The sequence below is a fragment of the Methylorubrum sp. SL192 genome (assembly GCF_026672325.1).
GTDB classification, from domain to species: Bacteria; Pseudomonadota; Alphaproteobacteria; order Rhizobiales; family Beijerinckiaceae; genus Methylobacterium; species Methylobacterium extorquens.
On sequence record NZ_JAPPQV010000003.1, the window covers coordinates 1,942,433 to 1,967,307 of the forward strand.

Genomic DNA, 24,875 nt, shown 5'->3' on the forward strand with positions numbered 1-24,875 from the left:
CGATCTTCGGGGCTCGGGGGTCTCCGCCGACGGCGTGAGCCTCGAACGACCGCGGGTCCAGGGAGGAAGCCGCCGTGGCCTATTATCAGAACATCTTCACGCAGGTGCAGGTCCGCCCGGTCGAGCCGGAACACGGCATCCCGATTTCGTCCGACGCCCGCATCGGCAAGCCGTTCAACAGCTACCTGTTCGGGCTGATCGGCAACAGCCAGGTCGGGCCGATCTACGGCGGCTATCTCGGAGCTTTGTCCTTCGCCTGCGGCCTGATCGCCTTCGAGATCATCGGCCTCAACATGTGGGCCAGCGTGAACTGGGACCCGATCCAGTTCGTCCGCCAGCTCCCCTGGCTCGCACTCGAGCCGCCGCTGCCGAAATACGGCCTCAAGGTGCTGCCTCCGCTCAATGAGGGCGGCTGGTGGCTGATCGCCGGCTTCTTCCTCACCGCCTCGATCCTGCTGTGGTGGGTGCGGATGTATCGCCGCGCCCGCGCGCTCGGCATGGGCACGCACGTGCCCTGGGCCTTCGCCTCGGCGATCTGGCTCTACCTCGTGCTCGGCTTCATCCGCCCGCTTCTGATGGGCTCGTGGAGCGAGGCGGTGCCCTTCGGCATCTTCCCCCACCTCGATTGGACCGCCGCATTCTCGCTGCGCTACGGCAACCTGTTCTACAACCCGTTCCACATGCTCTCGATCGTCTTCCTTTATGGGTCGACGCTGCTTTTCGCCATGCACGGGGGCACGATTCTCGCCACCAGCCGCTACGGCGCGGAGCGCGAGATCGACCAGATCGTGGACCGCGGCACCGCCACCGAGCGTGCCGCCCTGTTCTGGCGCTGGACCATGGGCTTCAACGCCACGATGGAATCGGTCCACCGCTGGGCGTGGTGGTTCGCGGTGCTGACGACGATCACCGGCGGCATCGGTATTCTGCTGACCGGCACGGTGGTGGACAATTGGTACCTCTGGGCGGTCAAGCACGGCGTCGCGCCGTCCTACCCGCAGATCTACGGGCCGATCACCGACCCGCTCGCGACGCCGGGGGGGCACCATGAAGACTCTGCTCGTCGTCGCGGGCGCGGTCGTCGCCCTGTTTCTCACCATCGCCCAGTTCGGCACGGCGGGCTGGACCAGGCCGCCGATCCTCGCCCAGCAGCACGGCTTCCGCGGCACGGGCATGGATCAGATCCAGACCAAGGCCGGCGCGGCGGCACTGAAGGCCGCCAACATCCCGCCAGCCCCGGCCGAGCCGGTCGAGGCCGGCACCGAGAAGGCCGGCGCGATCTACGAGAACGTGAAGGTTCTGAAGGATCTGAGCGTCGAGGAATTCAACCGCCTGATGGTCTCGATGACGGAGTGGGTCAGCCCGGAGCAGGGCTGCACCTACTGCCACAACACCGAGAACATGGCCGACGACAGCCTCTATCAGAAGCAGGTCGCCCGGCGGATGATCCAGATGGTGCAGCACATCAACACCACCTGGAAGGAGAAGCATGTCGGCGAGGCGGGGGTGAACTGCTACACCTGCCACCGTGGAAAACCCGTGCCGGCACAGATCTGGTTCCAGAATCCGGGGCCGAACTACAAGACCGGCTTCATCGCCCGCAACAACGGGCAGAACATGGCCTCGCCCTCCGTCGGCCTCGCCTCGCTGCCCTACGACACGCTGAGCGAGTTCTTCGGCAAGAAGGACGCCGACGAGAACCTCATCCGCGTCAACGCGACGACGGCGCTGCCGGAGAGCAAGGGCAAGCCGATCCAGGCCGCCGAGCGGACCTACGGCCTGATGATGCACATGTCGTCGTCGCTCGGCGTGAACTGCACCTACTGCCACAACACCCGGGCGGTCTCGAACTGGTCGCAGAGCACGCCGCAGCGCACGCTGGCCTGGCACGCGATTCGGATGGTGCGCGATCTCAACGGCAACTACATCGAGCCGCTGACGACGACCTTCCCGGCCAACCGCCTCGGTCCGACCGGGGACGCACCGAAGCTGAACTGCGCCACATGCCACAATGGCCAGAGCAAGCCGCTGGCGGGTGCGCACGTTATCGACAGCTATCCGGAACTGGCACGGACCACCGCCGAGATGGTGGCCGTGCCGCCGACTCCGGAAACGCCCGAGCCAATACCGGAGGCACCCGCGTCACCACCACAATAGCAAGTTGCCGCTCCGTACAAAGTTTAGCGTATCGGGAAACGAAACGCCGCCGGTCCATCGAACCGGCGGTTTTTTCGTTCCGTGGACCTTGCCGGATATCCGCTCCGGGACGAGTTACGCTATTTGAATTCGCTTTCGAGCGCGGCAAATATTGAGCCGGAACATGATCTGACCTTGCGGAATATTAATACCGGCCACATTTGGTCAATCTGTCGCCGATGATAAAATTTAAGAATGTATTCAATATGCCCGTAGGCCCAAAGGTGTAATCCGTTCTGATGAGAGCACCTATGCTGAAATTTGGTCGCATTTTTAACTTTCAAGACGCTCACTTGGCACGGGTCGCGCAGCGGTCGGAATGGCGGCAAATCCAGACCGCGGGCTATCAAGGGGTACGATGGTGAACGTTAGGCACGAAAAGAACGAAATCGCCGCCGCTCTGGCGCGATGCAAGACGGCCTTCATCGGCGTGGCCGTGATGAGCGGGCTGGTGAACATTCTCTATCTCACCGGTTCGTTCTTCATGCTTGAGGTCTACGACCGGGTGATCCCGAGCCGTTCGGTGCCGACCCTGATCGGCCTCGCGGCCCTCGCCCTCGTGCTTTATGCGTTCCAGGGCGTGCTTGAAGCCCTCCGCGGCCGGATCCTCGCCCGTGTCGGCGCTGCCCTCGACGAGGCCCTGAGCGGGCGGGTGTTCGATCTCGTGGTGCGCGCGCCGCTCAAAGGCACGACCCAGGGCGATGGCCTTCTGCCCCTGCGCGACCTCGATCAGCTCCGCGCGTTCCTGTCCGGTTCCGGTCCTTCCGCCTTCTTCGATCTGCCCTGGATGCCGGTCTATCTGCTGATCTGCTTCCTGTTTCACCCGCTGATCGGTGTCGCCGCCCTCGTCGGCATGGGCATTCTCGCCGCCTTGACCTTCATGACCGACCGCGCCAGCAAGGGCCCGACGCGGGCCGCGACCGGCCACGGCATGCGCCGCAACGGTCTGGCCGAAGCCGGCCGCCGCAACGCCGAGGTGCTCGCCGCCATGGGCATGCAGGAGCGGCTCGCCGCCCGCTGGGCCGGGGCCAACCGCGAATATATGGAGGCGCATCAGGCCGTGTCGGATGCCGGCAGCGGCTACGGCGCCGGTTCCAAGGTGTTCCGCATGGCCCTGCAATCGGGCGTGCTCGCGCTCGGCGCCTGGCTCGTCATCCATAACGAGGCCAGCGCCGGCGTTATCATCGCGAGCTCGATCCTCGTCTCCCGTGCGCTCGCGCCCGCGGAACTCACCATCGCCAACTGGAAGGGCTTCGTCGCCGCGCGGCAGAGCTGGCATCGGCTGTCGGAGCTGCTGGCCCGGCTGCCGCAAACCGAGCGTCCGCACGCCCTGCCGGCGCCGAGCGAGACCATCTCCGTCGAGGGCGCCAGCATCGCCCCGCCCGGCACCCCGCGGCTCGTGGTGCAGGATGTGAGCTTCGGCCTCAGAGCGGGGCAGGGGCTCGGCATCATCGGCCCGTCGGCCTCCGGCAAGTCTTCCCTTGTGCGAGCCCTTGTCGGCGTCTGGCCGCCGATCCGCGGAAAGGTCCGGTTCGACGGTGCCGCCCTGGATCAATGGACGAGCGGCGACCTCGGCCCGCATATCGGCTTCCTGCCGCAGGAGGTCGAACTCTTCGCCGGCAGCGTGGCCGAGAACATCGCCCGGTTCGAGCCGGGCGCACCGGCCGAGGCCATCATCGCGGCGGCTAAGGCCGCCGAGGTCCACGAGCTGATCCTGCGGCTGCCGGAAGGCTACGACACCCGCATCGGCGAGGGCGGCGCGGGTCTGTCCGCCGGGCAGCGCCAGCGCGTCGGGCTCGCCCGCGCGCTCTACCGCGAGCCCTTCCTCGTGGTGCTCGACGAGCCCAACGCCAATCTCGATGCCGAAGGTGAGAACGCCCTGACGCAGGCGATCCTCGGCGTGCGGCAGCGCGGCGGCATCTGCGTCGTCGTCGCCCACCGGCCGAGCGCGCTTGCCGGCCTCGACCTGATCCTGATGATGGCCGATGGCCGCGTCCAGGCCTTCGGGCCCAAGGACGAGATCCTCAAGCGCGTGCTGCGCCCGGCGCCGGCCCCCATTCCGGCCGCCGCCGAGCCCGCCGTGCCCTCGATCCGTGAGAGTGCCTGATGTCCACGACCCTGGCCCCCCTCGACGTTCTCCCCCCGGCACTGCCGCGTCCGGTCGCCCACGGCTCAATCCGCAGCCACCTCACCGTCGCGATCGGCCTCTCCGCCGCCCTTGTCCTCGGCGTCGGCGGCTGGGCCACCTTCACCGAGATCTCGGCCGCGGTGATCGCGCCGGGCCAGCTCGTGGTCGAGACAGACGTGAAGAAGGTGCAACACCCCACCGGCGGTGTCGTCGGCCAGCTCCTCGCGCGCGAGGGCCAGCGGGTTGCGGCCGGCGACGTGCTGATCCGCCTCGATGAAACCCAGACCCGGGCCAACCTCGACATCGTGCTCAAGGCCATGGACGAGCTGTCAGCGCGGGGCGCCCGCGACGAAGCTGAGCGCGACGGGCTCAAGACGATCACCTTCCCGCCCGACCTCGTTTCCCGCATCAACGACGATCCGAGCGTCGCCCGGCTGATCGACGGCGAATCGCGCCTGTTCGCCTCTCGCGTTGCCGGCCGCGAGGGTCAGAGGGCGCAGTTGCGCGAGCGCGTCGAGCAACTCCGCCAGGAGATTGCCGGGCTCACCAAGCAGGCCGCAGCCAAGGACCGCGAGATCAACCTGATCGGCCACGAACTCGGCGGCGTGCGCGACCTCTACGCCAAGAACCTCGTGCCGCTCTCGCGCGTCACCGCCCTGGAGCGCGACGCCGCTCGGCTCGAAGGCGAGCGCGGCCAGCTCGTCGCCTCGACGGCCTCGGCCCGTGGCAAGATCGCCGAGACCGAGCTGCAGATCATCCAGATCGACAGCGAGATGCGCACCGAGGTCGGAAAGGACCTCGCCGAGATCCGCGGCAAGTGGTCGGAGTTGCGCGAGAAGCGTGTGGCGGCGGAAGACCAGCTCAAGCGGGTCGAACTGCGCGCGCCGCAGGACGGCTTCGTGCACCAGATGAGCGTGCACACGGTGGGCGGGCTCGTGACCCCGAGCGAACCGGCGATGCTGATCGTGCCGGCCTCCGATCAGCTCCTCGTCGAGGTGCGGGTGCAGCCGCAGGACATCGACAACGTCCGGGTGGGACAGAAGGCGGTGTTGCGCTTTGCCGCCTTCAACACGCGCACGACGCCGGAAATCGACGGCGAGGTGGTCCGCGTCTCGGCCGACGTGACCCAGGATGTGAAAACCGGACAGAGCTACTACACGGCGCGAATCCGCATCCGCGAGGATCAGAAGGAGCGTCTGAAGGGCCTGCGGCTGGTGCCGGGCATGCCGGTCGAGTCCTTCACTCAGATCGGCGAGCGCTCCGTCCTGTCCTATCTCACCAAGCCGCTCACCGATCAGATTGCAAAAGCGTGGCGGGAGCGCTGACAATCTTGCCTCACGGGCGGGTTGTCTGATAAGGCGACCGCCTCCCCGCGATGTCGCTGATGTCATCGCCGGAGCGTCCCCGTGGCGCTCCGTTCCTTCGAGACACATGAACAACAGGCGGCCGGTCTCGAATCCGTGCCGATGTGAGACCGATGAAGATTCGCAACTCGCTCAAGTCGCTGCGCGGCCGTCACCGCGATAACCAGCTCGTGCGCCGCAAGGGCCGCGTCTACGTCATCAACAAGACCCAGAAGCGCTTCAAGGCCCGCCAGGGCTGAGTCCTCGGTGCCGCGATTGGCACGCGGCACCGAAGCGCGTTGACGGGAGCCGGGTTCGGGGTGGAAGCTCCGGACCTATGGACGCTCGCCGCACCCCCCTCCTGACCGCCCTTTGCCTCGGCCTCGCGCTCACAGGCAGCACGGCCACCGCCAGCCTCGCGGCAGCCGACAAGGCGCGGCCGGAGAAGGAGCGCAAGGCGCATCCGCCAGTCAGCCTCGACGATCTCTACACCCGCCTCAAGCAGGCCGAGGACGAGACCGAGGCCAAGGCCGTCGCCACCTTGATCGAGCGTCGTCTCGGCCGCTCCGGCAGCGCCACGGCCGACCTGCTGTCCGATCGTGCCAGGCAGGCGATGAGCGGCAACGACCTGCCGCTCGCCGTCGAACTGATGGACCGCTCCGTCGCCCTGGAGCCGAACTGGTCCGAGGGCTGGAGCCGGCGCGCGACCCTGTTCTGGCGCCTGTCCGACACCGCGACCGCCATCGCCGACCTGCAGCGCGCACTTGTGCTGGAGCCCCGCCATTTCGAGGCCTGGGCCGCGCTCGGCAAGCTCTACCTCGCCCAGGACGACAAGGGCCGGGCCCTCGACGCCTTCCGCCGCGCGGAGGCGCTCTACCCGCAATGGGACGTGCTCAAGAAGGCGATCGAGCGTCTGACACCCGAGGTGCAGGGTCGCGACCTCTGATTCGCGTCCCGTGAGCCTCGCTGAACCTCTCCGCCTCGCCGTAGGCCTGCTGGCAACGGCCATCGGTCTCGTCGCACTGCTGCTGCTCTGCGCGGCCGTGGCAACGCGGCTGATCGCGTGGCGCGTCGAGGCGCGCTATCCGGCCGCCGACCGAAGCGTCAAGATCGAGGGCGGCCGGATCGCCTATCTGGAGGACGGGCCGGAGACGGGGGCGCGAGGCACGGTTGTCCTGCTCCACGGCGCCTCGGCGAACGCCTATGACCCGATGGAGGGCGTTGGCCGGCACCTCGCCCGATCCGGCTTTCGCGTCATCGCCTTCGATCGGCCGGGCTACGGCAACAGCGACCGAATCAGCGGCGCGGACGCCGCCTCACCGGCCTTCCAGGGGAGGGCGCTGGGACAGGCCCTCGACCGACTCGGCACCGGGCCGGCCATCCTGCTCGGTCATTCCTGGTCCGGCGCGCTCGCGCTGCGGATGGCCCTCGACCGGCCCGAGCAGGTGGCAGGCCTCGTCCTCGTGGCACCCGTGGCCATGCCGCTTCCGTCGCACCCGCTGCCTTGGTGGGTGCGGATCGCGTTGACGCCACCGGTGACATGGCTGCTCACCCAGACCGTCGCGGTCCCGATCGGCCTGTCCTACCTGCCCTCGGTTGCGCGAAGCGTCTTCAAGCCGGAAGCACCAATCGAGAACTACCTCGCGGCGAGCCGGGCGCCACTGATTCTCCGACCGGGTCCGGCGCTGGCCAACATCCGGGATCTCGCCGGACTTCCCGCCGCGCTCGCCGAGCAGGCGCCGCGCTACGAAACCATCGCCGTGCCCACCGTGATCGTGGCCGGCGAGGCCGATCCCGTCGTCCAAACCCGCTTGCAGACCGATCCGCTGAGTCGGGCGATGCCGCACGCCCGGCGCGTGGTGCTGCCGGGCGCCGGACATATGCTGACCTACACCGCCCCGGACACGCTCGTGCGCGAGGTCGAGGCGTTGGCGGCGACGATCGCGCGGTAGAGCTTCCGCGCGATCAAGCGTCCACCCGGATCCGATATCCGGGGCGATGTGTCAGGCCCGCTCGGCGTGCTCGCGGGTGACGAAGGCGATGCGCACCATGTTGGTCGCCCCCGGAATGCCGAACGGCACGCCGGCCACGATGATCACCCGGTCGCCGATCTCGGCGAAGCGCTCGCGCACCGCGAACTTCGCGGCGCGGAAGGCCATGTCGTCCACGTCGCTGGCATCCTTGGTGACGATCGGGTGCACGCCCCAGGCCATGGTGAGGCGCCGCGCCGTCTCGCGCTTCGGCGTCAGCGCGATGACGCTGGCATTGGGCCGGGCGCGCGCCAGCCGCAGCACCGTCGAACCGGAATGGGTCCAGGCCATGATCGAGCGCAGGCTCAGCGCCTCGACGATCTGGTGGGCAGCGGCCGCGATGGCGTCGGAGGCCGTCGGCTCCGGCTCGGAACGCTGCGCCATCAGGATCGACCAGTAGAGCGCGTCGCGCTCCACCTGCTCGGCGATGCGGTTCATGGTGCCGATCGCCTCGACCGGAAAGTCGCCGGCGGCGCTCTCGGCCGAGAGCATCACCGCATCCGCGCCCTCGTAGACGGCGGTGGCCACGTCCGACACCTCGGCGCGGGTCGGCACCGGCGAGGTGATCATCGATTCGAGCATCTGCGTCGCGACGACGACCGGCTTGCCGAGCCGGCGGGCGACGCGGGTGATGCGCTTCTGCACGCCCGGCACCTGTTCGAGCGGCATCTCGACGCCGAGGTCGCCGCGGGCGACCATGATGCCGTCGGAGATCTCGATGATCTCGTCGAGGCGGGTGAGCGCCTGCGGCTTCTCGATCTTGGCCATCACCAGGGCGCGCCCGGCGGCGACCTTCTTGACCTCCGCCACGTCTTCCGGGCGCTGCACGAAGGACACCGCGATCCAGTCGGCGCCGGCCGCGAGGCCCGCCTCCAGATCACCGCGATCCTTCTCGGTCATCGCCGGCACCGGCAGCACGGTGTGGGGCAGCGACACGCCCTTGCGATTCGAGATGCGCCCGCCGACCTCGACGCGGGTGACGGCACGCCCCTCGCTCACCTCGGTGACGATGAGACGAAGCTTGCCGTCGTCGATCAGGATGCCGTGGCTGGGCTCCAGCGCCGACAGGATCTCGGGATGGGGAAGGAAGACGCGGTCGGTATCGCCCGGCGTCGGATCCGAATCGAGCACGAAGGTCTGGCCGTTCTCCAGCACAGCCGCGTCGCCCACGAAGGTGCCGAGCCGCAGCTTCGGGCCCTGGAGGTCGACGAGGATGCCGATGGGGCGCTTGGCCTCGCGCTCGATGGTGCGAATCACCTCGATGCGTTCGGGCAGTTTCTCGCGAGCCAGATGGCTCATGTTGATGCGGAACACGTCCGCACCGGCGTGGAACAGCTTCTCGATCATCTCCGGCGTATCGGATGCCGGGCCGAGGGTGGCGACGATCTTGGTGCGGCGCGAGCGCTTCAAAGGGGCCTCCATCATACCCGCTGGACCCGCGGGGCGCGGCGATCGCGTGCGGGAACGGCCCGGCGGATGGGTGGCGCGCGGGCGGGCGCCGATGGCCGGACGGGGGCTTGGCGGCCAGAAGCATCCCCTTGCCCGCGAGGTCAAGGCCGGAGCATCCACGCATTTCAACCCGAAGGCTGATACGGGAACTTTTTCTTTGCCTCGCCACTGTCTGTTGTTCAACTTTCCGAGATCTAAGCGTTTACGCGCCGCACAACGCAACTCTGGCGTTATCGACGCTGCGTGTTGCTGGAAAGTCATAGGCAGCTTGGCCGTCTCGCTGGTAGCTTAGCCCTCGAAATCAGCATTCTTCGAAGGCGGACCCATCGTGATCAGAGCTCTCCTCCTGGGCGGCACCGCGGCACTCGTGAGCACCGCCGCGCTCGCCGCCGATCTGCCGCGCCGTGAGGCTCCGCCGATCGCTTTCGCGCCCGTCCCGGTCTTCACCTGGACCGGCTTCTACGCCGGCCTGCACACGGGTTACGCGTTCACCGACAACCCGAACATCCAGACCCGCGGCAACGATCCGTTCACCGCCAGCAACGTGACGCTCGCCCGTCGCCCCGCCTCCCTCAAGAGCGAGGTCGATGGCTTCTCCCGCATCGGCGGCGGCTTCGGCTACAACCATCAGTTCACGCCGGGCGGCGGCTTCGTGGCCGGTCTGGCCTTCGACGCCACCTGGCTCGACCTCGACAAGCGCACGGGCTTCTACGGCGCGCCGAACCCCACCATCGGCAACGCCAGCGTCTACACGCAGAGCCTGGACTTCCTCGGCACCGTCAACGGCAAGCTCGGCTACGCCTTCGACCGGTTCTTCGTCTACGGCACCGGCGGTCTCGCGTTCGGCCACGTCAGCTACGGCGCGGACTTCTTCAACCCGGGCGCCACCGTCCTCCAGTACACCGGCGGCGGTCGCAAGATCTTCGAGACCGGCTACAACTACGGCGGCGGCATCGAGTACGCGATCCCGGTCGACAGCTTCCTGAACTACTTCTCGGTCGGTCGCTGGCTCGGCATCAAGTCCGACGTGACGATCAAGGCGGAGTACATCCGCTACGATCTCGGCAGCCGCAACGTGCTGATCAACCAGACCGCGCCGGTCCCGGCCGGCTCCTACACCGCGCGCTTCGCCACCGAGGGCAGCCTGATCCGCGCCGGCTTCAACTACAAGTTCAGCGGCCTCTAAATCTCGAGCCTCAGAGACTGAGAACGTTCAACGGGCGCCTCCACGAGGCGCCCGTTTTCGCTTGGGCAGCTCTGATCGGATGTGGCTGCGGAGGACGACGCTCTTCATTCGTCCGGATCGCCGTAACTCGATTGCACTGCCGACGTTGCCGATGGCAGGGCGCCCGTTCCATGCTTTGCGGAAAGTTCGGCGCCGACATGCGAGCCGCGACGCCGCGAGACGTCACTCCCGCACGGGGCAACGCCTCAATGACCGCGTTCAACAGCACAGATACAGATCGAAGTGGCCTGCGCGATCGCTCCGCGAATCGCGGCGAGCGGGCGTCTCTACGGGCCGCCGGCCAGCGGTTGGCCCGGATCGGAGAGCTGGATCGTCCAGTTCCGCTGCTGGCCGGTATCGACCTCGATGAAGCCGTTGCGGTCGAAGCCGCGGGCCAGGCAATCCTCGACACCGCGGATGGTGAAGGCGGTGTCGCGGGTGCACATCATGGCGCGCCCGCTCCACTCGCCGCCGCGACTGTAATCGACGGCGTAGAGATAATAGAACTGCGCGGCCAGCGAGCCCTTGAGCAGGGTCTCGCAATTACGCGGCTTGAGATCCCACCAACCTTCCGTCACCCAACCCTGCGCATCCCGGTAGCCCAGGGTCACGCCGACCTTGCTGGCGGTCTGGTTGCACAGGCGCAGATCGGCCGAAGCGGGGAGGGGGAGGAGCGCGGAGGCGCCGAGGCAGAGCCCGAGGACGGCCCTGCGCCGCGAGCGCGCTCTCGCTAGTTTCTGCATCGTCTTCTTCCAAAAGCCGGTGGCCGCCTTTTGGGACGATGCTGTCAGGAACTCAACCGACGAGGATGACGCGGCAATCGTTGACATTGGTCCGAGTGGGGCCCGGCTGAACGAGATCGCCGATTGTCGCGAAGAATCGCGTCGAATCGTTGTCGAGCAGCATCGCTTTCGGATCGAGCCCTGCAGCCTCGGCGCGGGTCAGCGTCGTGGCGTCAACCAAGCCGCCCGCAGGGTCGGTCGCCGCACCGCGTCCGCCATCGGTGCCGTCGGTATCGGCGGCGATGCCGGCGATGCCCTCGGCTCCGTCGAGCGCGATGGCGAGCGCCAGCGCATATTCCTGATTGGGGCCGCCATCACCCTCGCCGCGAATGGTGACGGTGAGTTCGCCGCCGGAGATCAGGGCGACGCGACGCCCCGCCTGCCGCGCCTCCAGCGCCAGCCGGGCATGTTCGGCCGCGACCTCGCGGGCCTCGCCCTCGAGATCGGAGCCCAGCATCACCGGCTCGTAGCCGGCGCGCCGGGCAGCCTCGGCCGCCGCTTCGAGGGCGTCGATCGGCCGGGCGATGATGCGGTACTCGGCCCGGGCGAAAGCCGGATCGCCCGCCTTCGGCGTCTCGTTGGCCGGATCGTTCAGCAGGGCGAGCGCGGATTCGGGCAGGCTGATGCCGCGGCGTTCGCAGATCGCGCGGGCATCGGCCAGGGTCGAAGGATCGGGCACGGTCGGGCCGGACGCGATCACGGATGGATCGTCATGCGGCACGTCGGAGATGGCGAGGGTCAGAATCGACTTCGCGTTGCGTGCCGCCATCGCGAGCCGGCCGCCCTTGATGCGCGAGAGGTGCTTGCGCACGGCGTTGATCTCGTTGATCGGCGCCCCTGAGCGCAGCAGCGCCTTGGTGATCGCCTGCTTCTCCGCGAGCGTCAGGTTGCCGGCAGGCGCGATCCAGTTCGCCGAGCCGCCGCCGGAGAGCAGCACCAGAACCTCATCGTCCGGGCCCGCGCTCGCGGCGATGGCGAGGGCTTCCTTGGTCGCCTCGATGCCGGCCGCATCGGGAACCGGATGGCCGGCCTCGACCATGCGGATGCCGGGGGCCTCCTCGCCGTAACCGTGCCGGGCCACGGCGAGACCGACGATCCGGTCCTCCGGCACCCCGTGCTCCTGGCGGTAAAATTTGCTCGCCACCGCGGCCATGCTGCCACCGGCCTTGCCCGCACCGAGAATGATCAGCCGCCCCGGCGTCGGGGCCGGCAGGTGCCCGACGAGGCACTTGCGCGGATGGGCGGCGGCAATCGCCTCATCGAGGATCGACGAGAGGAGGGCGCGACGCTCCGCGTGGGCCGGATCGGTCGGGGCAGGGGCGGTCATGGGCGTCCTCGCGCGGGTCTTGACGGTTCTTGTTTGTGCGTTTGCTTGCCCGAGCGCTGCCGTGTCGGCAAGCCTTCGCGGTTTCACAAAACTTTCGGGCGCCGGAGCATTCTTTTTGACCCCGGCACCATCCTTGCTCGTCGTTTTACGTAGCGCCCTGCGCATGGCGGGTCGGCGGTGAGAGCCGCGCCCCTTTCGATCTCGCCGCGGCGGCCCAGATAAGCGCCATGCTCTCCCTTGAAACCGAGACCAAAACCCGCCCCGAACACCCGATCGAGCGCATCGAGGGCGATGCGTCCCTGGGCCTCCTGCTCGTCTGCGAACACGCTTCCAACGCGGTGCCGGAGGATCTCGGCCGGCTCGGCGTGCCGGAAGCCGAATTCTCTCGCCACATCGCCTACGACATCGGGGCCGCTGAGGTGACGCGCCGGCTCGCCGCCCGGCTCGGGGTTCCGGCGGTGCTGACGCAGTTTTCGCGGCTCATCATCGATCCGAACCGGGGCCGGCGCGATCCGACCCTGGTGATGCGGCTCTCCGACGGCGCGATCGTGCCCGGCAACGCCCGGATCGATGCGGCCGGCATCGCCGAACGGATCCGGCGCTTCTACGTGCCGTTCGACCGCGCCGTGGACGAGGCAGTCGGCCGGTCGGAGGCCGCAGGCGTGCGTCCGATGTTCGTGACGATCCATAGCTTCACGCCGTTCTGGCGCACCATCGCCCGACCCTGGCAGGTCGGCATCCTCTACGATCAGGACGCGGGGCTGAGCCGCCTGCTGATCGAGGCGCTCAAGGCCGATCCGGCAGGCCTCTGCGTCGGCGACAACCAGCCCTACGATGGGGGCCTGCCCGGCGACACGATCGACCGGCACGCCACCGTCCGCGGCCTGCCCAACGCACTGATCGAGATCCGCCAGGATCTGATCGGCGGGCCCGAGGGCCAGGAAGAATGGGCGCAGCGCTTCGCCCGCATCCTGAGGCCGATGCTGCGTCCGCCCGCTTGACGGGAGAGGATCGCAGGGCGACCTCTGCGTGATCCCCTCGACAGCGAAAGCCGCCCCCATGACCGAGCCCATGACCGGAATCGATCCCGCCACGCAGACCGAGCTGGAGGCGGCCGTGTTCCGCCGCCTCGTGTCGCATCTGCGCAACCGCACCGATGTGCAGAACATCGACCTGATGAATCTCGCCGGCTTCTGCCGCAACTGCCTGTCGAACTGGCTGAAGGACGCGGCCGACGAGCGCGGCCTTGCTGTCTCGAAGGATCAGAGCCGGGAGCACGTCTACGGCATGCCCTACGAGGAGTGGAAGCAGAAGCACCAGACCGAGGCGAGCCCCGAGCAGCAGGCAGGCTTCTCGGCGGCTCAGACCAGCGGTCACTGAGGGGGCGCCGGCATCAACGAGCAGGTAAGGTTGATGCCGTAATCCCCAGGCATCCGGCGTGGGTCTTCGGACGCACGCCACCCCTCGCGTGAAGGAGCGCTGCCATGGCCGCCTCGCCTGTCCCCGCCGTCGACCCGTCCTCGGTCGCCGCCGACCAGCTCAAGAGCATCATCGAGCGCATCGAGCGTCTCGAAGAGGAGAAGGCCGGCATCGCGGGCGACATCAAGGATGTCTACGCCGAAGCCAAGGCCAACGGCTTTGATGTGAAGGTGCTTCGCAAGATCATTTCTTTGCGCAAGCGCGACCACGACGAGCGCCAAGAGGAGGAGGCGATCCTCGAGCTCTACCTCCAGGCACTCGGCATGGCGTAGCGCCACCGAAGCCACGTCAGTCCTAACGAGACTTCATCCTGAGGTGCCGCGCAGCGGCCTCGAAGGATCCTCCAGCTTTCGCGTGATCTCTGGAAGATCCTTCGAGGCCCGCTGACGCGCGCATATCAGGATGAAGGGCGTGAATGGAAAGCGGGTGCTCGTCGAGCAGCATCGGGGGCCTGGACTGGGTTCCCCCGAACGGGCTGCGGGCGCCTCCGACGTCAGCGGCCGTGGACCGGACCCTGCGTCGCGGACCCGGTGAAGCGGGTGGCGGACAGCGCGAGAGGTTCGGCCGAGAAACGCCCGCTCAGAGCCTCGACCGAGGGGATGTGCAGGGCCTCAGCGGGCAGCGCCTCGTCGGGACGCGGACGCGCCAGCGCCATGCGGACGAGAGCGGTCGGCGCGGCCGGCTCCGACACGCCCTGAACCGCGGCGAAGAACAGGCTGCGGACTTGCTCGCGCGGGTCGGCATCCGCCGGCACCAGACGCGCCTCGACAATGGTCGGCTCCTCCGCCTCGTTGGCCGTCTCGTTCCCCGCCTGCGCCACGTGAACCATGCCGCCCAGGCCCTCGCCGTTGAGGGAGGCGAGCTGCACCGGGCGCTGCGGCGGCAGCGGAATGGTGAGAGCGGTGGCGACGACGGCGAATTCCGAGGGACGCCGCGGCGGCAGCGGTGCGACCACCGCCTGATCCGCCTCGCCGGTCAGCAATTCCTTCGCCGAGGCGCCGTCCCGGCGCAGGCTCGTCGCGCGCAGGGCCTCGGAGGCCGCGGGCGCGGCATAGGCCATCGCCCCGGTTCCATCGGTCGGATCGGCGCGGGCGACCGCGATGCTCGGCTTGGCCCGAGCCTTGGACGGCATGGCGGCGCTGGCGAGCGCGGCCGGCGGCGCGTCCGTCCCGCCGTTTCCGCCGAAGAGCGAGGCGAAGAAGCCCTTGAGCCCCGGCCCCTCGCCGACCTCGTCGGCGCTGGCGAGTGCGGTGTAGCCCAGCACCGTGCCGCCGCGGGACAGGATCTCGGCGCGAGCCTCCTCGTAGCGGGCGAGCGGCTTGCCGTTGGCGGGAAGGTGGACGGTCTTTCCGTCCGGGAACAGGCGCGCAAGCTGGTCGTGGCTCATGCGCGGCCAGGAGCGCACCGAGCCCACATCGAGATGCACGAAGGGCGAGCCGGAGCGGGGATACCAACCGACGCCGCCGCGCTGCATCCGCATGCCGACCGCGCGGATCTGGTCGATCGAGGCGTCGGTCATGAAGAAATCCATGGCCTTGCCGAGCATGTGCTGGCTGGTGTCGGCGACGCCCGAGGAGCGGCGACGCAGCATGCCGTTGGTCTTCGGGCTGCGGTAGCCGCAGACGATGCGCAGCGGCGCGGTCGAGCCGACGGAGCGCTGCGCCTCCCACACCACGTCGAACAGGCGCGGGTCCATCTTGACCGATTCGTTCTCGCGCCAGTCGCGCATCAGCCAGTTGATCTGGTCGAGGGCGGCGCGGTCGTAGCGTCCATCGCGCTTGAAGGTGACGTTCAGCGTCTCCCCGGTGTGCTCGTGCACCATGGAGAGGCTGCGGGTGTCGCCGTTGGCGACCGCGTCCTGGGTCTCGACCGTGCCAGCGACGAGCAGGGCGGCCATCGCACCGGCGGCGGAGGCGAGGCGCTTCAGGCGCGGGGAGGGCGAAGTGCGGTTCGAGGACAGGCGGTCCTGGATCGTGCGCAGCATGGTCCTCACCCCACGAAACGGCGCGGCATCGGCGATGCCGCGAGGCGCAAGGATGACCGAGGACCGGAAAGGCGGGTCGTCGGGGCCCGTGCTGCTCACCGTCTTTCAGAGATGGCTACGGACCAACCGTGGCAAAAAAGTGCCTCGCAAGATTCAAGCGTAATCGCTGTCCCAGGCAGAACGACGCCGTCGATGACTCACGGGGGGCGAAACGCGACCGCCGGCCTACCAATAGCTGCGCGGCGGATAGGCGTAGGTGGGGGCGCTCTCCGGCTCGCCGAACATGTCCGACGAACGGCGGGGGGCGGCGCGGCGCTCGCTGCGCACCGCCTCGCGCGCCACGGCTTGGCGCGGGGCCGAGCGGGCGGCCTCGGCACTTGCGCGCTTCTCCTTCGCGGGCGCTTTCGCCATGGCCTCCGAGCGGGCGGCGAGCCCCAACGCGACCTTCATCGGCCCATCATAGCCATAGAGGTCCGGCAGGGTGCGGTATGAGCCGAGATCGTCCACTTCCGCCGTGAAGTAGGCGAGGTGCACCGGCAGCTTCTCGGGCAGGCGCAGCGTCCGCTCGCCCTTGCCGATCAGCTTCTTGAGGCGCTCCTGCGTCCAGCTCGGCAGCACCGCGTCGGCGAAGCGGAACGGGTCGTCCACGCGCACGCAGCCGTGGCTGAAGGCTCGGGTCGAGGCGGAGAACAGCGAGCGGTTCGGCGTGTCGTGCAGGTAGACCGCGTGCTGGTTGGGGAACATGAACTTGATGAAGCCAAGCGCGTTCCGCTCGCCCGGCGGCTGACGCAGGGAAATGTTGCCGCCCCGGCGCACCACCTCGAACCCGGCGGTGCGGCCCGAGGCCAGCATCTGCTTCAGGATCGAGGGCGGCACGTACCAGGACGGGTTGACGACGGCGTATTCCATCATCCCCGAGAAGGTCGGCGTCGGGCTCGTCGGCTTGCCGACGATCACGCGAGTTTCGTCGCGCATCTGCCCGTCGCGAAACACCTTCAGCTTGAATTCGGGCACGTTGACGAAGACGTAGTTCGGCCCGAGTTCGGGCGGCAGCCAGCGCCAGCGCTCCATGTTGACGAGGATATCGGCCTCGCTCGCGCTCGTCTTCGGCACGCTCGAATTGGCGAGCGCCGCGACGGTGGCGCGGGTGAGCGTTCCGTTCGCCGGCAGGCCACGGCTGCGCTGGAAGTTCTTGACGGCATCGGCAACGGCGCGGTCGTAGGCATCCGCCTCGCCGGGCGCCGAATCGAGGGTGCCGGCGGCGCTCGCGTCGAGACCGAAGCGGCTGCGCAGCAACGGCACCCGGGGGTCGCTCATCCCGAGCTTGAGCACCGGCCCGTCGGGAAGCTTGACGCTCGGCGCCCCTTGCGTCCGCCCGGCACGCAGGCCGGCGAGGCGCTTCTTCAGGGCGAGATAGCCGGGCTGGCGCGGATTGTAGCCCTGCAGTACGTCGCCGGCCCCCGCGCCCGAAGCGGCAAGACGGGTCAGAACCGTGTCGGCCGGCGGCAGGTCGAGGGTGGGCGTGATGAGCCTTGAGATCGCGGCCGGGTTCATCCGCCCGCCGCGGGCGTCGCGGGCGTAAAGGGCGAGCGCGGCCGAGAGCTTGAGGTCGGCCTCGGCAATTTCCGCATCCGTGTCCGGGCGGCTGAGTTTGCCCACCACCGGAACGGGATAGGCGTTCGGATCGAGCCCATCCTCGCCCGCTTCACGCAGGCGGGCGATGGCCGCGTTGGCGGCGGCGGTGAAGGCGCGGTTCTCGATCCAGACCGGCTTGAAGTTGCCGAGCGCGTAGAAGGCCTGGATCGCCTCGCGGTCCTTGCCGGTCAGGCGTTGCAGCAGCGGCGCGGTGTCGTTGAGGCGCGCATAAACCGCCGCCGGAAGCGGCTCGCTCGGCGCGACCGGGGCCGGTGGCCCTTCGGCCGCGGGCGCGGGCGCCGGCTCTGCGGGGGGCGGAGGCGCATCGGCGGCCGGTGCCGCGCCGTTGGAGGCGTCGGGCGTGACCACCGGCTCGTTGGCAACGTCGACAGCGGCCTTACGGATAACGACGCCGGACTCCGTCGCGGCAGGCGCTTCCTCGGCACGGGCCGGGGCTTGGCTGAAAGCGAGGAGGGCCGCCAGCGCAACGGACAGGGTCCGCACGATGCCCGTTCCGGCTTCCGATGCAGCGCGCATGTCGGCAACTCCCTGGATACGGCCGAGACTGCCGCAGCTCTGCTTAAAGATCATCGGCCGAAGCACGGCCGTGCGCAACCACACGACCACATGCCGCAGCCAGGCCGGAACCTGAAGGCGAACAGCCGCGGCACGCGCATCGTCCTTGATATCGGATCGAGGACGATGCGTTTGCCTCTTGTTTTCGCATTGTCCCGAAAGCCGGCGACTGCCTTTCGGGACGGTGCTTTGAACGACTGTCGGCCTCAGGCGGCGTCCTCGGAACGCTCCTCGTCGTCGAGGCCGAGCTCCTTGAGTTTGCGGTAGAGGGTCGATCGGCCGATTCCGAGGCGGCGGGAGACTTCGGACATTCGGCCGCGGTAGAATTGCAGGGCGAAGCGGATCACCTCCGCCTCGACGGCTTCCATCGTCTTCATGTCGCCGGTGTCCTCGACGACGAGCGACATGGCGTGGGGATCGCGCACCTCGACGCGGACGATCTCCCGCACCGGCTCGAGGCCGCCCGCGGGCAGGGCGGCCTGCGTCGGCAGCGGCGGGATGCGGACGTCGAAGCCCTCGACCTGCGCCGCGATCTGCGGAAACTCGGCAACCGTCAGCTCATCACCGTCGGCGAGCACGACCGCACGGAACAGCGCATTCTCGAGCTGGCGTACGTTGCCGGGCCAGGGATAACGCGAGAGCAATGCCATCGCCTCGGCCGTGATGCCGCGCAGGCGTTTGCCTTCTTCCGCCGCGAACCGCGCGCAGAACGAGCGGACGAGATCCGGAATGTCCTCGCGCCGCGCCCGCAGCGGCGGCAGCGTCATGGGGAAGACGTTGAGGCGGTAATAGAGATCCTCGCGGAACTTGCCCTGTTTCACGAGGTCGAGCAGCGAGCGGTTGGTGGCCGAGATCAGGCGGATATCGACGCGCACGGCGCGCTTGCCGCCGACGGGATCGACCTCGCCCTCCTGCAGCGCCCGCAGCAGCTTCACCTGTGCGTCGAGGGGCAGCTCGCCGATCTCGTCGAGGAACAGGGTGCCCCCTGAGGCCTCGACGAACTTGCCGACATGCTTCTCCGTGGCGCCGGTGAAGGCGCCCTTCTCGTGACCGAACAGGGTCGATTCGACGAGGTTCTCGGGGATCGCCCCGCAATTGACGGTGACGAAGGCCTTGCCGCGCCGGTCGCCCGAGCCTTGGATCGCGCGCGCCAGCACTTCCTTGCCAACGCCTGACTCGCCCTCGATCAGGACGGGAATGTTCGATTTCGCCGACCGTTCGGCCAGCCGAATCACCCGCTCCATGTCCGGGCTCTTCGAGGCGAGATCCTTGAAGCCCAGCGCGCCCGAGGCGCGACGGCGCATCCGGCGCACCTCCTCCTCGAGCTGATCGACCCGCAGGGCGTTCTTGATCGAGACCTGGAGCCGCTCGGCACCGGCCGGCTTGACCACGAAATCGACGGCACCCGCCCGCATGGCGTTCACCACCGCGTCGATGGAGCCGTTCGAGGTCTGCACGATGACGGGGGTATCGATGCCGCTCTTGCGCATCTCGGCCAGCACGCTCAGCCCGTCCATGCCACCGGGCATGACGAGATCGAGCAGCACGACATCGACGCTCTCGCCGCTGCGCAGGAGGTTCAACCCGTCATGGCCGTTCTCCGCAATCTGTGCCTGGAAACCGAGGCGGCGCACCATTGCCTCGGCGAGGCGACGCTGCACGGGATCGTCGTCGATGATGAGAACGGTGGTCGACATGCGGGGCGCCTCGCTTTCCGCTCAAACCGGCCGCGGGCCGACCCGGCCTCCCAGCGGAGACCGGCGGCGCATGGCGGCGGCTGTTTCGTTTCGAGGCACAGGGTCGCCCAAGAGCGTAAAGCGCCGCTTAACGACGCTCGAATTTAGCCCGCACGGCGCTCCTATCGACGTGACCGCGCGTCCAGGGGCACCTTCCGTAGGCGGTCATGCGCCCCAGATTGCGGAGCGCGGTTGATCGCGACGGTCCTGCGCTCGATATCTGCCCCTGACCGCGCTGGCGCGCCCGATGCCGAAGCGGCGGTCCACCATGTCGAGGAAACAGCACATCATGTCGAGCCGAGCCGTTTTCGCCGCCCTGTCGCCGGACTTGCCGAGAGAGGCTGAGGAACTCGCGGCGGTGCGCAGCGCGATCCAGGCGGCCGATCTCGGCGTGCTGCCGGAATGGGACCTCACCGACCTCTATCCGAGCATGGACGCGCCGGCCTTCCGCGAGGATCTCGACCGGGCCGAGGCCGAGAGCCGGGCCTTCGCCGAACGTTATGCGGGCCGGATCGCCGAGATCGCGGCGGGGCCGGATGCCTCGTCCGTCCTCGGCGAGGCGGTGCAGACCTTCGAGCGGATCGAGGATCTGATGGGGCGGCTGATGTCCTATGCCGGTCTCGTCTATTCCGGCGATACGACGGACGAGACCCGCGCCAAGTTCTACGGCGACACCCGCGAGCGGCTGACCACGGCCTCGGGTGACCTGCTGTTCTTCGGCCTGGAATTGAACCGCGTCGAGGATGCGGTGCTCGACGCGGCGATGGCGGACGGGCCGCTGGCCCATTACCGCCCCTGGATCGAGGATCTGCGGCGCGAGAAGCCGCACCAGCTCGACGACCGCACGGAGAAGCTGTTCCTCGACAAGTCGGTGACTTCGAACGCCGCCTGGGACCGGCTGTTCAACGAAACGATCGCCTCGCTCCGCTTCTCGGTCCAGGGCGAGCGTCTGACGCTGGAGCCGGCACTCAACAAGCTCGTCGATTCGGACGGGGCGGTGCGCCAGGAGGCGGCGCAGGCACTCGGCGAGACCCTGCGGGCGAATCTGCGCATCTTCACGCTGATCACCAACACGCTGGCCAAGGACAAGGAAATCTCCGACCGCTGGCGCGGCTTCAAGGACGTGGCCGATGCCCGCCACCTCTCGAATCGCGTCGAGCCGGAGGTCGTGGCCGCCATGGTCGAGGCCGTGCGCGCGGCCTATCCGCGTCTCTCGCACCGCTATTACCGGCTCAAGGCCAAGTGGTTCGGTGTCGAGGCGCTGCCCTACTGGGACCGCAACGCGCCGCTGCCGAAGGTCGAGCAGCGCACGATTCCCTGGGCGCAGGCCCGTGACACGGTGCTGGAGGCCTACGACGCCTTCTCACCAGATATGGCCGGCATCGCCAAAAAGTTTTTCGACGGTCGCTGGATCGATGCGCCGACCCGGCCCGGCAAGGCACCCGGCGCCTTCGCGCATCCGACCGTGCCCTCGGCTCACCCCTACGTGCTGGTGAATTACCAGGGCAAGCCGCGCGACGTGATGACTCTCGCGCACGAACTCGGCCACGGCGTGCATCAGGTGCTCGCCGCCCCCAACGGCGCGCTGATGGCGCCGACCCCGCTGACGCTGGCCGAGACCGCGAGCGTGTTCGGCGAGATGCTGACCTTCCAGCGGCTGCTGGGCCAGACCACGGACCCGACCCAGCGCCGGGCGATGCTCGCGGCCAAGGTCGAGGACATGATCAACACGGTGGTGCGCCAGATCGCGTTCTACTCGTTCGAGCGGAAGGTCCACCTCGCCCGCGCCAAGGGCGAGCTGACGGCTGAGCAGATCAACGAGCTCTGGATGTCGGTGCAGTCCGAGAGCCTCGGCCCGGCGATCACCCTCGATAAAGGCTATGAGCCGTTCTGGGCCTACATCCCGCACTTCATCCACTCGCCGTTCTACGTCTACGCCTACGCGTTCGGCGATTGTCTCGTGAACTCGCTCTACGGCGTCTACGCCCGCGCCGAGCCCGGCTTCGTCGAGCGCTACTTCGCCCTGCTCTCGGCTGGCGGCTCGAAGCCCTACGGCGAGTTGCTGAAGCCGTTCGGACTCGACGCCAGCGATCCCGGCTTCTGGCAGATCGGGCTCGGGATGATCGAGGGGATGATCGCAGAGCTGGAGGCGATGGAACACAATTGACCTAGCTACGTGGCACAGCGCAACGTTGACCAAATATTGCGTTGCGGGCTACATGTGTGCTTTCATCGGGAGGTTCACATGAATGCCAGTCACGCTGCATTTTTCGAGCGGCCGGATGCCCGGCCTATCAAGGACGTTCTGAGCCGTGCGGAGATGCTCCCACAATATGAGTTGCTCAGCAGGCTCGAGATCCCAGCGGTCCAGGCGGCCGTTTGGGAGATCGAGCCGATCATCGAAAAGCTCGATCCCGGCATTCGGAATTATGCGATTCAGTCGGCTGGGGCGCTGATCGGTGATCTTCTGACGGCCCGCGGGTTTCGGATTGCCCGGGATGCTCGTGGCGAGAAGCGCCGTGGACGCGTGCGGAAAGCACGGTTCGTGAAATCCGGTACGATTTGGGAGCTTCCTGCGGAGCCGGATGGCGGCCATCGGGACAAGGTCGCCAAGATCATGGAAGATGTCATGGTCCGCTACCGGTCAACTCTGACCGAGTTGGCGAAGTGAGCGCAGATCTTGAGGTATCGGACGGTACTGAGCCCGAATGGCTGACGGTCGAGGACGTGGAGGACGCCCACGCCCGTCAGCTTCGGATCTTCGGCGGAGCGGTGGGTCTTCGCGATCGGGGGGCTCTCGAGTCGGCCGTCGGGCGGCCGATCAACCGTTGGCGATACGAGCAAGCAGAACTTGCCGAACTAGCGGCTGCCTACGCCTTCGGCGTCGTCCGTAATCACCCCTTCATGGATGGCAACAAGCGGGCAGGTTTCATGGCGATGATGGGGTTCCTGTTGCTGAACGACATCCCCTTCGAGCCGGACCCGGCAGAGGCGACAGCCATCATCCTCGGTCTCGCCGCGGGCGAGATCGATGAATCCGGCCTGACCCGCTGGATTCGCGATAACTGGCCGAAAGCGTAGCGAGGCCCGCGGCGCGCCGTCCCAGCGCCCTGGGCGCGCGACCGGGCAGCGCCTATCTCCGGTCGAATCCCGATAGGAATCGATCCGAATCCATGGCCGAGACCGACCGCGAAGCCAACCGCTTCACCGCCCGCGCGAGCCGCTACGCCAGCGTCGGCGCCAATGTCGGAGGGGTGGCCGCGCGGATGGCGGCCGCACGCCTGTTCGGCGGCAAGGACGGCGCGAGCCTGAACAACGCGGCGGCTCTGGCCCAGGCGCTCGGTGGCCTCAAGGGGCCGATCATGAAGGTGGCGCAACTGCTCGCCACCGTGCCGGACCTGCTTCCGCCGGAGTATGCGGCCGAACTGCAGAAACTCCAGGCCGACGCGCCTCCGATGGGCGCGGCCTTCGTCAAGCGCCGAATGATGGCCGAACTCGGCGCCGACTGGCAGAGCCGCTTCGGCAGCTTCGATCTCAAGCCGGCCGCCGCCGCCTCGCTCGGGCAGGTCCACCGCGCTCAGTCACGCGATGGCGCCCCGCTCGCCTGTAAGCTCCAGTATCCCGACATGCAGTCGGCGGTCGAGGCGGACCTCAAGCAGCTTCAGGTCGCCTTCGCGCTCCACCGGCGCATGAATTCCTGGCTCGACACCTCCGAGATCGCCAAGGAAATCGGTGCGCGGGTGCGCGAGGAACTCGATTACGGCCGCGAGGCCAAGCACGCGGCCCTTTATGGCGACGTGCTCAAGGACATCGATTCCGTGCGGGTGCCCGCGGTGCATTCCGATCTGTCGACGAAGCGGCTTCTCACCCTCGGCTGGCTCGACGGCGAGAAGATCCTGAACTTCACCCAGAGCCCGATCGAGATCCGCAACCGACTCGCTCAGGCGATGTTCCGGGCTTGGTGGCATCCCTTCAGCCGCGCAGCCGTGATCCACGGCGATCCGCATCTCGGCAATTACACCGTCTTCTCCGAGGGCGGCGAAGCGCAGGGCATCAACCTGCTCGATTATGGCTGCGTGCGCATCTTCCATCCCCGCTTCGTCGGCGGTGTGGTCGATCTCTACCGCGGCCTACTGGAAGACGATCGCGCGCGGGTTGTCCACGCCTACGAAGTCTGGGGCTTCAAGAAGCTCGACAACGAAACCATCGACATCCTCAACATCTGGGCCCGCTTCATCTACGGCCCGCTCTTGGAGGATCGCACCCGCACCGTCGCCGACGGGATCGATCCCGGCGCCTACGGACGGCGCGAGGCGTTTTCCGTGCATCAGGCGCTGAAGGAGAAGGGCCCGGTCACGGTTCCGCAGGAATTCGTGTTCATGGATCGGGCCGCGGTCGGGCTCGGCGCGGTGTTCCTGCACCTGCGCTCCGAACTGAATTACCACCAACTGTTCGAAGCCGAGATCGAGCGCTTCTCGCTCGACACGCTTTCCGAGCGGCAGGGGGCGGCGCTGGCCGCGGTCGGATTGCCCGATCCGGTGTGACAAAAGCCGGCTCACGACATGTGTACCTGAGCGTCAAGCTGATTGCTCGCGGATAAGCGTTGCGCTAAATCCGCGCGTGACAAGCAAAACGATACCAGGGAACGGGCGCGCAATGGCGGACACGAAGACCCTCACCGGCCTGCACTACAGCCCGGCGATGGACGAGAAGACCCACGAGCAGACCTATCGGGGCTTCGTCCGCTTCGTCGAAATCGGTACCGTCACGGTGTTGTGCTGGGTGACGGCTCTCGCCATCGGCGGCGTGCACGAAGCGTGGGTGACCGCGATCATCGGCGTGCTGGTCTCCTGGGTGGCCGCGGCCGTCGGTGCCTTCGTCCCCGCCATCGGCTGGAAGGCCCAAGCCTTCGTTTTCGCCGCACTCCTCGCGATTCTCTTCCTCAGCTGAGGATCGAGACTTCCGGGCCGACCCCTCGCGTCGGC

21 protein-coding genes and 1 pseudogene are annotated in these 24,875 nt (G+C 68.0%); 16 read left to right on the top strand and 6 right to left on the bottom strand.

Annotated features, from left to right (window positions below; all coding sequences use genetic code 11):
- Positions 1-74: 74 nt before the first annotated feature.
- The 7 genes and pseudogenes from pufM to OVA30_RS09910 form a co-directional block, all read left to right on the top strand.
- A pseudogene (gene pufM, locus OVA30_RS09880) lies at positions 75-1,040 on the top strand (photosynthetic reaction center subunit M); the annotation flags it as partial.
- A gap of 7 nt (positions 1,041-1,047) precedes the next feature.
- Positions 1,048-2,157 carry a photosynthetic reaction center cytochrome PufC gene (gene pufC / locus OVA30_RS09885; protein WP_268175332.1) on the top strand — a complete coding sequence of 370 codons (1,110 nt, stop codon included), beginning with the start codon at positions 1,048-1,050 and terminating at the stop codon, positions 2,155-2,157.
- A gap of 397 nt (positions 2,158-2,554) precedes the next feature.
- Positions 2,555-4,303 (top strand): type I secretion system permease/ATPase, encoded by a 1,749-nt coding sequence (locus OVA30_RS09890; RefSeq protein WP_003601869.1) that lies wholly within the window; start codon positions 2,555-2,557, stop codon positions 4,301-4,303.
- Positions 4,303-5,649, top strand: coding sequence for an HlyD family type I secretion periplasmic adaptor subunit (locus tag OVA30_RS09895; protein ID WP_076643572.1), 1,347 nt, complete (start codon positions 4,303-4,305; stop codon positions 5,647-5,649). Before OVA30_RS09890 ends, OVA30_RS09895 begins: the two co-directional genes overlap by 1 nt.
- A 152-nt stretch (positions 5,650-5,801) precedes the next feature.
- The gene (gene ykgO / locus OVA30_RS09900; RefSeq protein ID WP_003601867.1) at positions 5,802-5,927 is read left to right on the top strand and encodes a type B 50S ribosomal protein L36; all 126 of its coding nucleotides are present in this window, start codon (positions 5,802-5,804) and stop codon (positions 5,925-5,927) included.
- A 77-nt stretch (positions 5,928-6,004) separates the two neighbouring features.
- Positions 6,005-6,613 carry a tetratricopeptide repeat protein gene (locus OVA30_RS09905; protein WP_268175333.1) on the top strand — a complete coding sequence of 203 codons (609 nt, stop codon included), beginning with the start codon at positions 6,005-6,007 and terminating at the stop codon, positions 6,611-6,613.
- A gap of 10 nt (positions 6,614-6,623) precedes the next feature.
- Positions 6,624-7,619, top strand: a complete 996-nt coding sequence (locus OVA30_RS09910) for an alpha/beta fold hydrolase (protein WP_268175334.1) — start codon at positions 6,624-6,626, stop codon at positions 7,617-7,619.
- Positions 7,620-7,670: 51 nt separating this feature from the next.
- Here OVA30_RS09910 and pyk read toward each other — a convergent pair whose 3' ends face one another.
- Positions 7,671-9,107, bottom strand: coding sequence for a pyruvate kinase (gene pyk, locus OVA30_RS09915; protein ID WP_003601864.1), 1,437 nt, complete (start codon positions 9,105-9,107; stop codon positions 7,671-7,673).
- Between the two features lie 367 nt (positions 9,108-9,474).
- On the opposite strand from pyk, the gene OVA30_RS09920 reads away from it, so the two are divergent.
- Positions 9,475-10,332 (top strand): outer membrane protein, encoded by an 858-nt coding sequence (locus OVA30_RS09920; protein ID WP_003601863.1) that lies wholly within the window; start codon positions 9,475-9,477, stop codon positions 10,330-10,332.
- Positions 10,333-10,658: 326 nt separating this feature from the next.
- On the opposite strand, the gene OVA30_RS09925 is transcribed toward OVA30_RS09920, so the two are convergent.
- On the bottom strand, positions 10,659-11,114 hold the full coding sequence (locus tag OVA30_RS09925) for a DUF1036 domain-containing protein (RefSeq protein ID WP_003601862.1): 456 nt from the start codon (positions 11,112-11,114) through the stop codon (positions 10,659-10,661).
- 52 nt (positions 11,115-11,166) lie between these two features.
- A complete protein-coding gene (locus OVA30_RS09930) occupies positions 11,167-12,480 on the bottom strand; it encodes a glycerate kinase type-2 family protein (protein WP_268175335.1) in 1,314 nt (437 codons plus the stop codon).
- Positions 12,481-12,707: 227 nt separating this feature from the next.
- Between OVA30_RS09930 and OVA30_RS09935 the strand changes: the two genes are divergently transcribed.
- From OVA30_RS09935 to OVA30_RS09945, 3 genes are all read left to right on the top strand, one after another.
- Positions 12,708-13,481, top strand: a complete 774-nt coding sequence (locus OVA30_RS09935; protein WP_268175336.1) for an N-formylglutamate amidohydrolase — start codon at positions 12,708-12,710, stop codon at positions 13,479-13,481.
- A 58-nt stretch (positions 13,482-13,539) separates the two neighbouring features.
- Positions 13,540-13,860 carry a DUF1244 domain-containing protein gene (locus tag OVA30_RS09940; protein ID WP_015823079.1) on the top strand — a complete coding sequence of 107 codons (321 nt, stop codon included), beginning with the start codon at positions 13,540-13,542 and terminating at the stop codon, positions 13,858-13,860.
- Positions 13,861-13,964: 104 nt separating this feature from the next.
- The gene (locus tag OVA30_RS09945) at positions 13,965-14,231 is read left to right on the top strand and encodes a DUF2312 domain-containing protein (protein ID WP_268175337.1); all 267 of its coding nucleotides are present in this window, start codon (positions 13,965-13,967) and stop codon (positions 14,229-14,231) included.
- 221 nt (positions 14,232-14,452) lie between these two features.
- On the opposite strand, the gene OVA30_RS09950 is transcribed toward OVA30_RS09945, so the two are convergent.
- The 3 genes from OVA30_RS09950 to OVA30_RS09960 all read right to left on the bottom strand — a co-directional run bounded on the left by OVA30_RS09950 (position 14,453) and on the right by OVA30_RS09960 (position 19,851).
- Positions 14,453-15,943: a DUF882 domain-containing protein gene (locus tag OVA30_RS09950; RefSeq protein WP_268175338.1), complete on the bottom strand. Its 1,491-nt coding sequence runs from the start codon at positions 15,941-15,943 to the stop codon at positions 14,453-14,455.
- Between the two features lie 225 nt (positions 15,944-16,168).
- On the bottom strand, positions 16,169-18,115 hold the full coding sequence (locus OVA30_RS09955; protein ID WP_268175339.1) for a L,D-transpeptidase family protein: 1,947 nt from the start codon (positions 18,113-18,115) through the stop codon (positions 16,169-16,171).
- A 245-nt stretch (positions 18,116-18,360) separates the two neighbouring features.
- Positions 18,361-19,851: a sigma-54-dependent transcriptional regulator gene (locus OVA30_RS09960; protein WP_004446447.1), complete on the bottom strand. Its 1,491-nt coding sequence runs from the start codon at positions 19,849-19,851 to the stop codon at positions 18,361-18,363.
- Positions 19,852-20,179: 328 nt separating this feature from the next.
- On the opposite strand from OVA30_RS09960, the gene OVA30_RS09965 reads away from it, so the two are divergent.
- From OVA30_RS09965 to OVA30_RS09985, 5 genes are all read left to right on the top strand, one after another.
- The gene (locus OVA30_RS09965) at positions 20,180-22,057 is read left to right on the top strand and encodes a M3 family oligoendopeptidase (RefSeq protein ID WP_268175340.1); all 1,878 of its coding nucleotides are present in this window, start codon (positions 20,180-20,182) and stop codon (positions 22,055-22,057) included.
- A 78-nt stretch (positions 22,058-22,135) separates the two neighbouring features.
- Entirely contained in the window at positions 22,136-22,561 is a 426-nt protein-coding gene (locus OVA30_RS09970; protein WP_182567389.1) for a hypothetical protein, read from the top strand.
- A complete protein-coding gene (locus OVA30_RS09975; protein WP_253396355.1) occupies positions 22,558-22,971 on the top strand; it encodes a type II toxin-antitoxin system death-on-curing family toxin in 414 nt (137 codons plus the stop codon). Before OVA30_RS09970 ends, OVA30_RS09975 begins: the two co-directional genes overlap by 4 nt.
- A 92-nt stretch (positions 22,972-23,063) precedes the next feature.
- Entirely contained in the window at positions 23,064-24,434 is a 1,371-nt protein-coding gene (locus tag OVA30_RS09980) for an ABC1 kinase family protein (protein ID WP_015823085.1), read from the top strand.
- A 112-nt stretch (positions 24,435-24,546) separates the two neighbouring features.
- Complete coding sequence (locus OVA30_RS09985; RefSeq protein ID WP_004446452.1) at positions 24,547-24,840, top strand: aa3-type cytochrome c oxidase subunit IV; 294 nt, start codon at positions 24,547-24,549, stop codon at positions 24,838-24,840.
- Positions 24,841-24,875 lie beyond the last annotated feature (35 nt).

Coding starts and splice junctions, on each gene's coding strand:
- pufC (WP_268175332.1), top strand. CDS start 1,048: ATGAAGACTCTGCTCGTCGTCGCGGGCGCGGTCGTCGCCCTGTTTCTC.
- OVA30_RS09890 (WP_003601869.1), top strand. CDS start 2,555: ATGGTGAACGTTAGGCACGAAAAGAACGAAATCGCCGCCGCTCTGGCG.
- OVA30_RS09895 (WP_076643572.1), top strand. CDS start 4,303: ATGTCCACGACCCTGGCCCCCCTCGACGTTCTCCCCCCGGCACTGCCG.
- ykgO (WP_003601867.1), top strand. CDS start 5,802: ATGAAGATTCGCAACTCGCTCAAGTCGCTGCGCGGCCGTCACCGCGAT.
- OVA30_RS09905 (WP_268175333.1), top strand. CDS start 6,005: ATGGACGCTCGCCGCACCCCCCTCCTGACCGCCCTTTGCCTCGGCCTC.
- OVA30_RS09925 (WP_003601862.1), bottom strand. CDS start 11,114: ATGCAGAAACTAGCGAGAGCGCGCTCGCGGCGCAGGGCCGTCCTCGGG.
- OVA30_RS09930 (WP_268175335.1), bottom strand. CDS start 12,480: ATGACCGCCCCTGCCCCGACCGATCCGGCCCACGCGGAGCGTCGCGCC.
- OVA30_RS09935 (WP_268175336.1), top strand. CDS start 12,708: ATGCTCTCCCTTGAAACCGAGACCAAAACCCGCCCCGAACACCCGATC.
- OVA30_RS09940 (WP_015823079.1), top strand. CDS start 13,540: ATGACCGAGCCCATGACCGGAATCGATCCCGCCACGCAGACCGAGCTG.
- OVA30_RS09945 (WP_268175337.1), top strand. CDS start 13,965: ATGGCCGCCTCGCCTGTCCCCGCCGTCGACCCGTCCTCGGTCGCCGCC.
- OVA30_RS09950 (WP_268175338.1), bottom strand. CDS start 15,943: ATGCTGCGCACGATCCAGGACCGCCTGTCCTCGAACCGCACTTCGCCC.
- OVA30_RS09955 (WP_268175339.1), bottom strand. CDS start 18,115: ATGCGCGCTGCATCGGAAGCCGGAACGGGCATCGTGCGGACCCTGTCC.
- OVA30_RS09960 (WP_004446447.1), bottom strand. CDS start 19,851: ATGTCGACCACCGTTCTCATCATCGACGACGATCCCGTGCAGCGTCGC.
- OVA30_RS09965 (WP_268175340.1), top strand. CDS start 20,180: ATGTCGAGCCGAGCCGTTTTCGCCGCCCTGTCGCCGGACTTGCCGAGA.
- OVA30_RS09970 (WP_182567389.1), top strand. CDS start 22,136: ATGAATGCCAGTCACGCTGCATTTTTCGAGCGGCCGGATGCCCGGCCT.
- OVA30_RS09980 (WP_015823085.1), top strand. CDS start 23,064: ATGGCCGAGACCGACCGCGAAGCCAACCGCTTCACCGCCCGCGCGAGC.
- OVA30_RS09985 (WP_004446452.1), top strand. CDS start 24,547: ATGGCGGACACGAAGACCCTCACCGGCCTGCACTACAGCCCGGCGATG.